Origin of the sequence: Saccharopolyspora galaxeae, from assembly GCF_016526145.1 — a bacterium.
GTDB lineage: Bacteria > Actinomycetota > Actinomycetes > Mycobacteriales > Pseudonocardiaceae > Saccharopolyspora_C > Saccharopolyspora_C galaxeae.
The window spans coordinates 140,593-154,010 of record NZ_JADDUE010000006.1 but is presented as its reverse complement, the minus strand read 5'-3'; the positions used below and the strand labels follow the sequence as shown (position 1 = coordinate 154,010).

At 71.3% G+C, this 13,418-nt stretch carries 13 protein-coding genes; 4 read left to right on the top strand and 9 right to left on the bottom strand.

All coding sequences use genetic code 11. From position 1 onward, the window contains the following. Nucleotides 1–8: 8 nt before the first annotated feature. From INP57_RS15525 to INP57_RS15510, 4 genes are all read right to left on the bottom strand, one after another. Nucleotides 9–620 (bottom strand): histidine phosphatase family protein, encoded by a 612-nt coding sequence (locus tag INP57_RS15525; RefSeq protein WP_200070933.1) that lies wholly within the window; start codon nucleotides 618–620, stop codon nucleotides 9–11. Next, entirely contained in the window at nucleotides 617–1,009 is a 393-nt protein-coding gene (gene rsfS / locus INP57_RS15520; RefSeq protein ID WP_200070932.1) for a ribosome silencing factor, read from the bottom strand. The genes INP57_RS15525 and rsfS overlap by 4 nt, the downstream gene beginning before the upstream one ends. A gap of 175 nt (nucleotides 1,010–1,184) precedes the next feature. Further along, nucleotides 1,185–1,805: a nicotinate-nucleotide adenylyltransferase gene (nadD, locus tag INP57_RS15515; protein ID WP_200070931.1), complete on the bottom strand. Its 621-nt coding sequence runs from the start codon at nucleotides 1,803–1,805 to the stop codon at nucleotides 1,185–1,187. 81 nt (nucleotides 1,806–1,886) lie between these two features. Further along, nucleotides 1,887–3,194: a glutamate-5-semialdehyde dehydrogenase gene (locus tag INP57_RS15510; RefSeq protein WP_200070930.1), complete on the bottom strand. Its 1,308-nt coding sequence runs from the start codon at nucleotides 3,192–3,194 to the stop codon at nucleotides 1,887–1,889. A gap of 82 nt (nucleotides 3,195–3,276) precedes the next feature. On the opposite strand from INP57_RS15510, the gene INP57_RS15505 reads away from it, so the two are divergent. Next, entirely contained in the window at nucleotides 3,277–5,397 is a 2,121-nt protein-coding gene (locus tag INP57_RS15505) for a RecQ family ATP-dependent DNA helicase (protein WP_200070929.1), read from the top strand. Between the two features lie 24 nt (nucleotides 5,398–5,421). On the opposite strand, the gene proB is transcribed toward INP57_RS15505, so the two are convergent. The 4 genes from proB to rplU all read right to left on the bottom strand — a co-directional run bounded on the left by proB (nucleotide 5,422) and on the right by rplU (nucleotide 8,722). Beyond that, complete coding sequence (proB, locus tag INP57_RS15500) at nucleotides 5,422–6,528, bottom strand: glutamate 5-kinase (protein WP_200071148.1); 1,107 nt, start codon at nucleotides 6,526–6,528, stop codon at nucleotides 5,422–5,424. A gap of 14 nt (nucleotides 6,529–6,542) precedes the next feature. Continuing rightward, nucleotides 6,543–8,033: a GTPase ObgE gene (gene obgE, locus INP57_RS15495; protein WP_200071147.1), complete on the bottom strand. Its 1,491-nt coding sequence runs from the start codon at nucleotides 8,031–8,033 to the stop codon at nucleotides 6,543–6,545. A 112-nt stretch (nucleotides 8,034–8,145) separates the two neighbouring features. After that, on the bottom strand, nucleotides 8,146–8,403 hold the full coding sequence (gene rpmA / locus INP57_RS15490) for a 50S ribosomal protein L27 (RefSeq protein ID WP_200070928.1): 258 nt from the start codon (nucleotides 8,401–8,403) through the stop codon (nucleotides 8,146–8,148). A 10-nt stretch (nucleotides 8,404–8,413) separates the two neighbouring features. Continuing rightward, nucleotides 8,414–8,722 (bottom strand): 50S ribosomal protein L21, encoded by a 309-nt coding sequence (rplU, locus tag INP57_RS15485; protein ID WP_200070927.1) that lies wholly within the window; start codon nucleotides 8,720–8,722, stop codon nucleotides 8,414–8,416. A 331-nt stretch (nucleotides 8,723–9,053) separates the two neighbouring features. Here rplU and INP57_RS15480 point away from each other — a divergent pair, with 331 nt between their 5' ends. The 3 genes from INP57_RS15480 to INP57_RS15470 are packed head-to-tail and all read left to right on the top strand — an operon-like array spanning nucleotide 9,054 to nucleotide 12,543. Continuing rightward, complete coding sequence (locus tag INP57_RS15480) at nucleotides 9,054–10,769, top strand: hypothetical protein (protein ID WP_307850101.1); 1,716 nt, start codon at nucleotides 9,054–9,056, stop codon at nucleotides 10,767–10,769. Beyond that, nucleotides 10,766–11,734 carry a glycosyltransferase family 2 protein gene (locus INP57_RS15475; RefSeq protein WP_200070926.1) on the top strand — a complete coding sequence of 323 codons (969 nt, stop codon included), beginning with the start codon at nucleotides 10,766–10,768 and terminating at the stop codon, nucleotides 11,732–11,734. Before INP57_RS15480 ends, INP57_RS15475 begins: the two co-directional genes overlap by 4 nt. Next, entirely contained in the window at nucleotides 11,731–12,543 is an 813-nt protein-coding gene (locus INP57_RS15470; protein WP_307850100.1) for a DUF6597 domain-containing transcriptional factor, read from the top strand. The genes INP57_RS15475 and INP57_RS15470 overlap by 4 nt, the downstream gene beginning before the upstream one ends. Here INP57_RS15470 and INP57_RS15465 read toward each other — a convergent pair. Continuing rightward, a complete protein-coding gene (locus INP57_RS15465; protein WP_200070925.1) occupies nucleotides 12,449–13,369 on the bottom strand; it encodes a hypothetical protein in 921 nt (306 codons plus the stop codon). The genes INP57_RS15470 and INP57_RS15465 overlap by 95 nt on opposite strands. Between the last annotated feature and the right edge of the window lie 49 nt (nucleotides 13,370–13,418).

The following is a 13,418-nucleotide window of genomic DNA, read 5'->3' as shown; positions in this document are numbered from 1 at the left end:
ACGGCCGATCAGCCCGGAACTCCGCCGTTGTAGGTGATCAAACGCCACTGCCGGGAACCGCCGCGGCGGCTCAGCACCACCCAGTGGCAGTTGGCGACACCGCCGAGACCGGGCCAGAGCTCGTGCGGCCACCCCAGCAGCCGCGCGGTCAGCCCGGTGATCAGGCCGCCGTGCGCGCACACCAACGCGGTGGCCGAGTAAGTGGCGTCGAGTTCGGACACGACCTCGAACCCGCGCTCGGCGACCTCGACGCGCGACTCGCCACCCGGCGGAGCCCACGTCGGATCCGCTCGCCACGTACCCATCGCACCCGGCCAGCCGTGCTCCACCTCGGCGCCGCTGAGGCCCTGCCACTCGCCGAGATGCGTCTCGCGCAAGCGCTTGTCCTGCGGCACGGCCATGCCGGACAGCTCGGTGAACGCCATTGCGGTCGCAGCGGCCCGGCGCAGATCCGATCCGACCGCTACCTGCGGCTCGAACGAAGCGATCACCGGTGCGGCACGCTCCGCCTGTTCGCGACCGGTTTCGGTGAGCGCGGTGTCGAGATGTCCCTGGATGCGGCCCGCGGCGTTGAAGTCGGTCTCACCGTGCCGCCACAGCACCAGGCGATCGAGTGTCACTCGGCGCCGCCCTGCTGCTCGGCGGGAACCGCGCGGTCCTCGAACTCGATCCGCGGGCAGTCCTTCCACAGCCGCTCGAGCTCGTAGACCGCACGCTCCTCGGTGTGCTGCACGTGCACCACGACGTCGACGTAGTCCAGCAGGACCCAGCGGCCTTCGCGGGTGCCTTCGCGCCGCACCGGTTTCGTGCCGATCTTGCGCATCTTCTCTTCGACGGCTTCCACGATCGCTTCGACCTGCCGCTCGTTCGGCGCGGAGGCGATCACGAAGCAGTCGGTGATCACGAGCTGCTCGGAGACGTCGAGCAGCACGAGGTCGTTCGCCTTCTTGTCCGCCGCTGCCTGCGCCGCGACCAGCGCCAGCTTGCGGGCCTCCTCGGTGGCTGCCACGTCACTCCTCCCGGGCGGGCACGGTGCCGCCCACCCCGCACAAGGATAGCCAGGCCGGTTGCACCGGCGAGAACGCCGGGTTGCCCGATTCGGCACCGGTAGTCCGCGCCCGGTCCGGGCGCCGAGCCGAACCAATGGCCGGCCCGCGATCAACTGCCGAGTTCGTACCGGATGCTCATGGACCCCACTCCGGTGCAGGTGAGACGCCGTCCGACCGGTACAGCCCGCGCTTGGTGATGTACTGCACGATGCCGTCCGGGACCAGGTACCAGACGGGCAACCCGGCGCGGACGCGTTCCCGGCAACCGGTCGACGAGATCGCCATCGCCGGGATCTCCACCAGCGAGACCGATCCCTTCGGCAGGTGCGCGCCGTTGAGCGAATAGCCGGGGCGCGTGACGCCGATGAAGTGCGCGAGGTCGAACAGCTCGTTGACCCGGTGCCAGGAAAGGATCTGCTCCAGCGCGTCCGCGCCGGTGATGAAGTACAGCTCCGCGTCCGGGTAGTGGGCGCGCAGGTCGTTGAGCGTGTCGGCGGTGTAGGTCGGGCCGCTGCGGTCCACGTCCACCCGGCTGACCAGGAACCGCGGGTTGGACGCGGTGGCGACCACCGTCATCAGGTAGCGGTCTTCGGCCGGGCTGACCACCTCGTGGCCCTTCTGCCACGGCTGGCCGGTCGGCACGAAGATCACCTGCTCCAGACCGAACTGGGCCTGGACCTCACTGGCCGCGACGAGGTGGCCGTGGTGGATGGGGTCGAAGGTGCCCCCCATGACCCCGATGCGCCGACGAGACATGAATGCAGAGCCTAAACGAGTACCCGCGGGCGCGGTTCCGCCCGCGCCCGCGTGGTGAGCGATCACACGGTGCGGCCGCGATCAGTTCGCCGGGCGGACCTGCCCGTCGCCGAACACGAGCCACTTCGTCGAGGTCAGCTCGGGCAGTGCCATCGGGCCGCGGGCGTGCAGCTTCTGGGTGGAGATGCCGATTTCGGCACCCATGCCGAATTCGCCGCCGTCGGTGAACGCGGTCGAAGCGTTGACCATCACGGCCGCAGCGTCCACCCGGGCGGTGAACTGGCGGGCGGACCGGACGTTGTCGGTCACGATGGCCTCGGTGTGCCCGGAGCCGTGCTCGCGGATGTGCTCGACGGCCGCGGGCAGCGACTCGACGACGGCCGCTGCGATGTCCAGCGAGCCGTACTCGGTGTCCCAGTCCTGCTCGGTGGCTTCCAGCACGCCGGTCCCGCCGAGCCGCACGACCTGTTCGTCGCCGTGCACGGCGATCCCGCCCGCGCGCAGCTCGGCGACCGCGCGCGGCACGAAGTCCTCGGCGATGTCCTGGTGGACCAGCAGGGTTTCCGCCGCGTTGCACACGCTCGGGCGGCGGGCCTTGGAGTTCAGCAGGATGCGCAGCGCGGTGTCGGCGTCGGCGTGCTCGTCGACGTAGACGTGGCAGTTGCCGACCCCGGTTTCGATGGTGGGCACGGTGGCGTTCTCGACGACCGCGGAGATCAGGCCCGCGCCACCGCGGGGGATGACGATGTCGACCAGCCCGCGTGCGGTGATCAAGTGCTGCACCGAAGCACGATCGCTGCTGGGCAGCAGCTGCACCGCCGCGGCAGGAAGATCGTGCTTGACCAGCACCTCGGACAGGATCGCGACGAGCGCGGCGTTGGATTCGGCGGCCGACGACGAGCCGCGCAGCAGCACCGCGTTGCCCGACTTCAAGGTGAGCCCGGCGGCATCGACGGTGACGTTGGGCCTGCCCTCGTAGACGATGCCGACCACGCCGAGCGGAACCCGGACCTGCTGCAGCTGCAAGCCGTTCGGCAGCACGTTGCCGCGCACCACTTCACCGACCGGGTCCGGCAGACCGGCCACGGTGCGCAGCCCGTCGGCGATGCCGTCGATGCGCTCCCGGCTCAGCTTCAGCCGGTCGACCAGTCCGTCGGGGGTGCCGTTCTCCCGCGCGCGAGCGACGTCTCGCAGGTTGGCCTCCAGCACCTCCGGCGCGCGTTCGACCAGCGCCGCGGCCATCGCGTGCAGGAGTTCGTCCTTGACCGCCCGCGAAGCCAGCGCCAGCTCGCCCGCCGCGGCCTGCGCCCGCCGCGCCGCCGCGCGCACCTGTTCGCGCAGGTCCTCGCCGGTTTCCGCGGAATGGGAAGGTTCGATGCTCGTCGTCACGACACCAGCCTAATCGGCTCCTGCAACCGGGTTTGCGGGGTGCGGCGACGCCGTGTCCTGGCGATCCGGTAGGAATCGGGTCGTGGACGAACACGCCCTGCGGGAACTCGCCGACGAGCGGCTGCGCGCACTGGCCGGTCCGGACGCCGAACTGCGCGACGACCAATGGCACGCGATCCACGCGCTGGTGCTGGAACGGCGCCGCGCGCTCGTCGTGCAGCGCACCGGCTGGGGCAAGTCGGCGGTCTACTTCCTGGCGACCGCGCTGCTGCGGGAGCTCGGCGAAGGTCCGACCGTGATCGTCTCGCCGCTGCTGGCGCTGATGCGCAACCAGGTGGCGGCCGCCGAAGCCGCCGGAGTCCGCGCGGCCTCGATCAACTCCGCGAATCAGCAGCAGTGGGCCGACATCGAGGAGCAGGTCGCCGTGGGCGACGTCGACGTGCTGCTGGTGAGCCCGGAGCGGTTGAACAACCCGGACTTCCGGGACAACGTGCTGCCCGAGCTCACCCACAGCGCGGGCCTGCTGGTGGTGGACGAAGCGCACTGCATCTCCGACTGGGGCCACGACTTCCGCCCGGACTACCGCAGGCTGCGCACGCTGTTGCGCGAACTGCCCGAAGGCGTCCCGGTGCTGGCGACCACGGCCACCGCCAACGACCGCGTCGTGCAGGACGTCGCCGACCAGCTCGGCGTGGGCGGCGAATTCAGCGACCCGCAGCAGACGCTGGTGCTGCGCGGCACGCTCGACCGGGAAAGCCTGCGGCTGGGCGTGGTCCGGTTGCCGACCGCGCAGGCGCGGCTGGGCTGGCTGGCGGGCAACCTCGGTGAGCTGCCGGGGTCCGGGATCATCTACACGCTCACCGTCGCCGCGACCGACGAGGTGTCGGCGTTCCTGCGCGACCAGGGCTTCGAGGTGACGTCCTATTCCGGGCGCACCGATCCGGAGGAGCGGCAACGCGCCGAGGACGATCTGCTGGCGAACCGGGTCAAGGCGCTGGTGGCGACGTCCGCGCTGGGCATGGGCTTCGACAAGCCCGATCTCGGGTTCGTCGTGCACATGGGGGCACCGTCCTCGCCGATCGCCTACTACCAGCAGATCGGCCGCGCCGGTCGCGGCGTGCGGCGGGCCGAGGCGCTGCTGCTGCCCGGCCCGGAAGACCAGGACATCTGGAAGTACTTCGCTTCGCTGGCCTTCCCGCCGGAGTCGACGGTGCGCAGGATCCTCGACGCGCTCTCGGAAGCGGGCACCTTGTCCACTGCCGCGCTGGAGCCGCGCGTGGAGCTCGGCCGCTCGCGGCTGGAAATGGTGCTCAAGGTCCTGGACGTGGACGGCGCGGTGCGCCGGGTGAAGAGCGGCTGGGAAGCCACCGGCGAGCCGTGGGACTACGACGCGGAACGCTACGAGCGCATCGCCGCGGAACGCGCCACCGAGCAGCAGGCGATGCTGGATTACCTGGACACCACCGGCTGCCGGATGGAGTTCCTGCGCAAGCAGCTCGACGACCCGCACGCCGAACCGTGCGGGCGCTGCGACAACTGCACCGGCTCGGGCCGTTCCGCCGAGGTCGACGAGTCGTCGGTGCAGCGCGCGCAGGAACGCCTGAACCGGCCGGGCGTGGAGCTGAACCCGCGCAAGATGTGGCCGACCGGGATGGACGTGCTCGGCATCCCCGTCTCCGGCAGGTTCCCGGCGGGCGAACGCGCCGAGCAGGGCCGCGCGGTGGGGCGGCTGACCGACATCGGCTGGGGCAACCGGCTCCGCGAGCTGCTCGGCGCGAACAGCCCGGACCAGGACTTGCCGGACGACCTGTTCCAGGCGTGCGTGCAGGTGCTGGCCGCCTGGGAGTGGGAGCGGCGACCGGCGGGGGTGCTCGCGCTGGGCTCGCGGACCCGGCCGCGACTGGTGCGCAGCCTGGCCGAGCGGCTCTCCACCGTGGGGCGGTTGCCGCTGCTCGGCGAGGTAGCCACGAACCCGGAGACGACGCCGGTGCACGGCACCAACAGCGCGCAGCGGGTCGCGGCGCTGCGGGGGCAGTTCAAGGTTCCGGAGGACGTCTCGGCGAAGCTGGCCGGGCTCGACGGGCCGGTGCTGCTGGTGGACGACTACGCCGACACGGGCTGGACGATCACGATCGTGGCGCGCACCCTGCGGCTCGCGGGCGCTCCGGCGGTGCTGCCGTTCACCCTGGCCACCACGGCCTGAGCCGTTCGGGAGCAGTGGATGTCGTCAGCGCAGCGGGACCAGGTCGTCGGCGTGGATGACTTCCCGGCGTTGCTCCGGCGGTAGTTCGTGCGTGGAGCGGCCGATGAGGTCCGGCAGCTCACCGGCGTCGTAAGCGACCACTCCGCGAGCGACCACGGCACCTGCCGGATCGGCCAGGTCCACCACGTCCCCACCGTGGAAATCGCCTTCCACGCCGGTGATCCCGGCCGCCAGCAAGGACCGGCGTCGCCGCGCGACGGCGGCGACGGCTCCGTCGTCGATCCACAACCGGCCGCTCGACCCGGCGGCGTGCGCGAGCCAGAAGCGCCGCGCCGTCAGCCGCGAACCCGTGGTGGCGAACGCCGTTCCCACGTCGGCGGTGGCCAGGGCCCCCTGGGCCTCGGATGCCGAAGCCAGCAGCACCGGAATCCCCGCGCGCGCCGCCACCCGCGCGGCCTGCACTTTCGAGGCCATGCCGCCGGTTCCCACACCGGACCCGGTATCGCCGGCTTCCACACCTTCCAGGTCGGCGGGCCCGTGCACGTCCCGGATCACCGACGCCCGGCCGCTGCGCGGATCACCGTCGTACAACGCGTCCACATCGGACAGCAGCAGCAGCGCGTCCGCGCCGACCAGGTGCGCCACCAGCGCCGCCAGCCGGTCGTTGTCGCCGAAGCGGATCTCGGTGGTGGCGACCGTGTCGTTCTCGTTGACCACCGGCACCGCGCCCAGGGTGAGCAACCGCTTGAGCGTGCGCTGCGCGTTGCGGTACTGCGCGCGCCGGACGACGTCGTCGGCGGTCAGCAGCACCTGCCCCACCGTGCGCTGATACCGGGCGAACGATTCCGCGTAGGCGTGCGCGAGGGCTTGCTGCCCGACGCTGGCCGACGCCTGCTTGGTCGCCAGGTCGCGCGGACGGCGGCGCAACCCCAGCGGAGCCATCCCGGCGGCGATGGCGCCGGACGACACCAGAACCACCTGTCCCCCGTTGTCCACCCGGTTCGCCACGGCGTCCACCAGAGCCGCCAGCCGCGCGTGGTCCAGCGCGCCCTTGGACGTGGTGAGCGAGGACGAGCCGACCTTCACCACCAACCGGTGCGCTGCCCCGATCGCCTTGCGGGTCGGCGACAGCTGCACCTGGTCGGTCACCGATCCTCCTCGTCGTCCTCGCCGACGTAACTTCCCTGCGCGTCCAGGTTGGACCGGCGGGCGTTCTTCGCAGCCTTCCGGTCGGCGGCCGAGATGCGATCTTGGTCTTCCAGGCGCATGTCCGTGCCGCGACCGCTGAGCATGGTCGCCACGCCCGCGGGCGTGGACGGTTCCCAGTCGAAGGTGACCGAGCCGATGGTGACCTGGCTGCCCGGCTCCGCGCCCTGCTTGGCCAGCGCTTCCTCCACGCCGAGCTTGGCGAGCCGGTCGCCGAGGAAGCCCACCGCCTCGTCGTTGTCGAACTGCGTCTGGCGCACCCACCGCTGCGGCTTCTCGCCGCGGACGATGAAGGCGTCCGGCTCCTCGGGATCCCGTTCGACGGTGAATTCGCCTTCGCCGACCCCGGCCGGGCGCACCACGACCCGCGCGGGCTCCGGCTCGGGCTGCGCGGCGCGGTAGTTCTCGACTTCACCGGCCAGCGCGAACGACAGCTCCCGCAGCCCCTCGTGGCTGGCCGTGGACACCTCGAACACCCGCCAGCCGCGCTCTTCGAGATCCGGCCGGACCAGTTCGGCGAGCTCCCGCGCCTCCGGCACGTCCAGCTTGTTCAGCACCAGCAGCCGCGGCCGGTCGGCGAGATCGCCGTGCTCGGCGGCCAACGCCGGTGCGTAGCGCGCCAGCTCCGCCTCCAAGGCGTCCACATCGGACATCGGGTCGCGGCCCGGTTCCAAGGTGGCGCAGTCCACGACGTGCACCAGCACCGCGCAGCGCTCGATGTGGCGCAGGAACTCCAGCCCGAGGCCGCGGCCTTCGCTGGCACCCGGGATGAGCCCGGGCACGTCGGCCATGGTGAACACGGTGTCCCCTGCGGTGATCACGCCCAGGTTCGGCGCCAGCGTGGTGAACGGGTAGTCCGCGATCTTCGGTTTCGCCGCCGAGAGCACCGAGATCAGCGAGGACTTGCCCGCCGACGGGTACCCGACCAGCCCCACGTCGGCGACCGATTTCAGCTCGAGCACCAGGTCCAGCTGCTCACCGGGCTCGCCGAGCAGCGCGAAACCCGGCGCCTTGCGGGCCTTCGTCGCCAGCGCCGCGTTGCCCAGCCCGCCGCGGCCGCCCTGCCCGGCGACGAACGTGGTTCCCGGTCCGACCAGGTCGGCGATCACCTCGCCGTCCGAATCCAGCACCACCGTGCCGTCCGGCACCGGCAGCACGACGTCCTCGCCGATCGCACCGTTGCGCAGGCTGCCGCGGCCCTGCTTGCCGTTGGAGCCGCGGGCGTGCGGGCGGTGGTGGAAGTCCAGCAGCGTGTGCACCCCGGGGTCGACGACGAGCCGGACGTCTCCGCCGCGCCCGCCGTTGCCCCCGTCCGGGCCGCCGAGCGGCTTGAACTTCTCCCGGTGCACCGAGGCGCAGCCATTCCCACCGTCGCCGGCGGCGACGTGGATGGTCACGCGGTCAACGAACCGCGACACGAGTCCCTCCAGGTGCGAAGAATGCCGCCAACCGCGCGGAGCGGGCGGCGAACGCGAACGAGGGGCGGGGCCGGTGTGCGAACCGGACCCGCCCCTCGTTCGGGAGTTTGTGCCGAGAGCCGGGTCAGTCCTCGGCCGGCACGATGTTGACGGTCTTGCGACCGCGCTTGCTGCCGAACTCGACCTCGCCGGTGGAGAGCGCGAACAGCGTGTCGTCCTTGCCGCGGCCCACGTTGAAGCCGGGGTGGAACTTGGTGCCGCGCTGCCGGATCAGGATCTCACCGGCGCTGACGAGCTGGCCGCCGAACCGCTTCACCCCGAGGTACTTCGGGTTCGAATCGCGGCCGTTGCGGGAGTTGGATGCGCCCTTCTTGGTGGACATGATCAGGTCCTCACTTGGAGATGCCAGTGACCTCGACGCGGGTCAGCTTCTGCCGGTGACCCTGGCGCTTCTGGTAGCCGGTCTTGTTCTTGAACTTGTGGATGCGGATCTTGGGACCCTTGGTCTGCTCGACCAGCTTGCCGGTCACCGAGACCTTCGCCAGCGCGTCGGCGTCGGCGGTGACGTCGGAGCCGTCGACGACCAGTACAGCCGGGAAGGTGACCTCGGTACCGGATTCGCCTTCGAGCTTCTCGACCTCGACGACGTCCCCGACCGCCACCTTGTACTGCTTGCCGCCGGTCTTGACGATCGCGTACATGAGTCGGAAGTCTCCTGCTGCTCGGTTCGCTTGGTTCACCCGTTGACGCCCACTCCGGCGGGGCCGGAGATCCACCCGGCAGTGCCGGGTTTCGGTGGGTTCCTGTGTCACGACCCTCGACCCGCGAGGGGCGCACCGGGTTCCACAGGCGTTTAAGCTCTCCGCCCGTCCGGCGGCGAGAAGTGCCCTCACAGCATACAGACCGCTCGCGGCGGCCTTACTCCGGGCTTGACTCCCGGGGAAGGAACCGGGTTTTCCGCGCGATCTCCCTGCGGTTCGATCTTACCTTGCTACTGTGAGTCGCCGTTCGACCTTCACATGGGGATTCAGCGTGACCGAGACCGCATCCGGACCACGGCGGACCGAGCACGAAGAGCCTGCGCCCGCCGACCACCTGCAGCGGTTGCGCGAAAGCGCGGCAGGGCCTCGGTCACTGCTGCTGATGGCCGCGCTGCCACCGCTGATGATGCTGCGCGAGGTGCTGCGGTACCCGCAGATGCACTTCTACGACTACTGGTGGGTGCTGCTGGACATCACGAACCCGGACGGTTCGCTGCGTCCGGAGGCGCTGCTCGGTTTTCGCAACGAGCACCCGTTCGTCCTGCCGAGCCTGTTGTTCTGGTTGAGCGCCCGGTTCGGCGGCGGCTCGAACCACCCGTTGGGCCTGCTGGTGCTGGCGTTCGGCGTCGGATGCGTGCTGCTGGTGTGGGCGATGCTGCCCGCGGACCTGGGGCGCTGGCAGCGCGCGGGGCTCGTGGTGGCGACCTCGGCGCTGGTGTTCAACCCGCACGGCATCCACAACTTCGTGCGTTCCATGAGCGGTGCTTCGTGGGTGCTGGCGATGCTGCTGGTGCTGAGCGCGCTGCTGGCGATGCAGCGCGGACGTCCCGTCCCGGCGGTGCTGCTCGGCTTGTTGGCTTCGATCAGCTACGGCACGTCGTTCGCGGTGTGGCCGGCGCTGTCGGTGCTGGCCTGGATGCGCGGGGAGCGCAGGCGGCGAGTCGCCGCCCCGATGGTCATCGGAGTGGTCGTCGTGGCCGCCTGGCTGGTGTTGCGCGGTCCCCAAGGCGGGGGCGGCGCCTCGCCCACCGATGATCCGGCGCAGGCCATGCTGGCGGGGCTGAGCATGATCGGCATGGTGTGGACCGGCACGGAACCGGCGTTGGCCCTGGTCGCGGGCGTTGCCGGGCTGGCGGTGCTGGCGCTGCACCTGCCGGGGTGCCTGCGCCCGCAGGCCCGCGCGGCCAGTGCCGCCTGGTGGGGCCTGGCGGTGTACGCGATCGGCTGCGCGGTGATGATCTCGGGTTCGCGGGCGGCATTCGGCGAGTCCGCAGGTTTGCAGAGCCGCTACAACAGCATGTCCGCCGCGCTGTGGATCGCCGTGCTCGTCATCGCCGTCACCTGGCCGCGGTGGCCGGGTGCGCGGGCGGTCGCGGTGTTCACCACCGCGCTGGCGACGGTCGCGCTCGGCGCTCCGATGGCGCAGGCCGTGCGGGACGACGCGCCGAACCAGCGAATGCTGGCGGTGGCCGCGCGCGTCGGCGCGACCGATGCGTTCGCCGACCGATTCCCCGCACCCGAGCAGCTGCTGCCCCGGATGCGCGCGCTCGGGCACTACCCCTTCTCCGCGGAATTCACGCTGGGTTGCGGGGACGGCACGGAAATCGGTTCGCGGCAGAACACCTCGCGATGGCGCACGCCCAGCGTCGGCAGCTATCGCGAACCCCGACCCGCAGGCTGGGACGTGCTGCTCAACGTCGAGACCGACCAGATCCGGGGCGGCGCGCGGATGCTGAAGGGCTGGGCGATCTCCGGCATCGAACGTGCGCGCTGCGTCGCCGTGCTGGACCGGACCGGCGAGGTCGTCGGCGGCGGCGTGGTCGACATCCCGCGCGCCGATGCCGAGGGTCAGACGGTCGGCACCGAGATCGGCCTCGGCTACCGCGCGGTCGCTCCCGCGGGCACCGGGCCGCTGCGCATCGCGTTCGCCTTCCCGGACGGCTGGTGGGTACGCCCGCTGACCGAACACCCGCAGGCGGTGTCATGACCTCCGCAGGCGTGCTGCCCGAGGTGTCCCTGCTGACCCCGGCCAAGAACGAAGCCGCCAACCTCCCCGAGTTGTTCGCCCAGGTCAGCGCTGCGATGAACGCCCAGCCGCTGAGCTGGGAGCTGCTCGTGGTCGACGACGGCAGCACCGACGAGAGCTGGCGGATCATCGGCGAGCACGCCGCGGCCGACCCGCACTTGCGCGGCTTGCGGCTGCGCCGGAACTTCGGCAAGGCCGCCGCGCTGGCCGCCGGTGTGGCCGAGGTGCGCGGGCGGCTGCTGGTCACCCTGGACGCCGATTTGCAGGACGACCCGGCGGAGGTGCCGCGGCTGCTGGCCGCGCTGGACGCGAACGCGGACCTGGTCAGCGGGCACAAGGCGCAGCGCAAGGACCCGCTGGGCAAGCGCCTGCCGTCAAGGTTGTTCAACTGGATGACCGGAGTGATCACCGGGCTGCGGCTGTCCGACCACAACTGCGGGCTCAAGGCCGCGCGCACCGAGGTCTACCGGCGAGTCCCGCTCTACGGGGAACTGCACCGCTACATCCCGGCGCTCGCGCACCAGCTCGGATACCGGGTCTGCGAGCTTCCGGTGCACCACCGGCCGCGTGCGCACGGCAAGTCGAACTACGGGCTGGAGCGGTACGTGCGCGGTGCGCTGGACCTGCTAACCGTCGTGGCGCTGACCCGCTACGGGCGCCGACCGGCGCACTTGTTCGGCGGTCTCGGCGTGGTCGCGGGCGCGCTGGGGACGCTGATCCTGCTGTACCTCACCGGGATTTGGATGTTCACCGAGCAGTCGATCGGGACTCGGCCACTGCTGACCCTGGGAATCCTGCTGGAGATCTTCTCGGTGCAGATGATCTCCACGGGACTGCTGGCCGAGCTGGTGCTGCACCGGACCGGGCGGGACGCGGACGTGAGCGTGCTCGTCGCCGACGACACCGCGAGCTCGCACGTGGAGTGAAGGAGCAGCATGGGGTGGTGCGCCGATACCGCGAACGTCCTGCACCGCCCGCGCTCGCAAGCCGGGTGGCGTGCGCATGGACGCAGCAAGTGCCGGAAGACGGGTACTTGCAACGCATCATGCCGGACGGCTGCCTGGATCTGATCTGGCGGGACGGCGTGCTGGAGATGGTCGGCCCGGACACCGGACCGCGCGTGCTCCCGCTCGCCGCGGGCAGCGTGGCGGGCGTGCGGCTTCGGCCCGGAGCGGCGGGATTGCTGCTCGGCGACGTGCCCGCTGCTGCGTTGCGGGACCTCCAGGTGCCGCTCAGCGAGCTGTGGGGGTCGCGAGCGCAGCAGGTGGCGGACCGGCTCGCCGCGGCCGACGACGCGGACGAAGCCGCGCGGCTGCTGGAAGAACTCGCCGTGGCACGGCTGCCCGAGCATCACCAGGACCCTGCTGTCGCGGAAGCGATCCGCCTGCTCAGCGGCCCCCGAGCGCCGGGCGTACCGGAAATCGCCCAGCACCTCGGATGGTCCGCAAGGCACTTCCGGAGGCGGTTCACCGCGGCCGTCGGCTACAGCCCGAAAACCCTGCACAGCATCCTGCGGTTCCGGCGTTCGATCGAGCTGGAAGGCCCGCTCGCCGACCGCGCGCTCGCAGCCGGGTACGCCGACCAGGCCCACTTGAGCCGGGAAGTGCGGCGGCTGTCCGGACTCACCGCCGCCGAACTGCTCACCGGCCGTACGCCTGAAGCTTGCGCAAGGCATCGATCGTCACCCGCGGACGGGACTCCAGCGCCGTCCCCGGTGCCCACTGCCGCCACCTGATCGGCCAGCCGCCGTCTTCGCACTGGTCTTGGGCGAGGGCGTCCAATCCGGCGGTGATCTCCGCTTCGGAGAACCATTCGCGGGCCAAGCTGCCCGGGTCGCGGGCGTAGTCCGGAACGAAGTGCCACTCCCCCGGCGCGTAGCCCGGCACGAGGTGCGAATCCTCCGGGCGCTGCGGATCGAGCACCACGATGCCCTGCGCACGCACCATGCGGCCGAGTCGTGCCGCCGCCGCGGCGGCGCGTTCCCGGTCCGGCACGTGATCGAGGAATGCCACGGCCGCGTGCACCTCGTACGGATGGGACTCGGTCAACGCGTCGATCCGCTGCCAGCAGAACTCGGTCGCTGGGGCCAGCCACGGGTGCGTCGATGAGTTCTTGTGCAGCACGCCTGCCACCAGCGCCGTCGTCAACAGCGCGCCGGGCGGGTCCTCGTCGATCGGCATGAACGGCGGGTGCGGATAGTCCCGCCCGGCCGGATCCACCGCCGGGATCCCGCCGTCCGGGAGGGTGATCGTGGCGAGCTGATCGACGATGCCGTCCGCGGCCGCGCCGGAACAGCGTCCGATCTCGTCCAACGTGGTCAACGCCGCGTGCGCGCAGAGCGGCTGGCTCACCGGGCCGCGCACGTCCGGGTCCAGCGCGTAGGCGTAGCCACCGTCGGCGCTGCGGTAGGCGTCCAGAGCAGTGGCCACCGCGTCCGGCGAACCCGCGCGGAACAGGTGCTCGAACCGGCGTTGCTCCAGCACGCGGGCCGTCAGCCAGATGAACCCTTCCGCCGCAGCGAGCCGATCCGGCGCGGTGCGCTCCTTGGCATCTGCAGTCATGCCCGGACGTTAAGCCCGCGCGGCGCGCGGCTTCTTGAACGAATCGGAC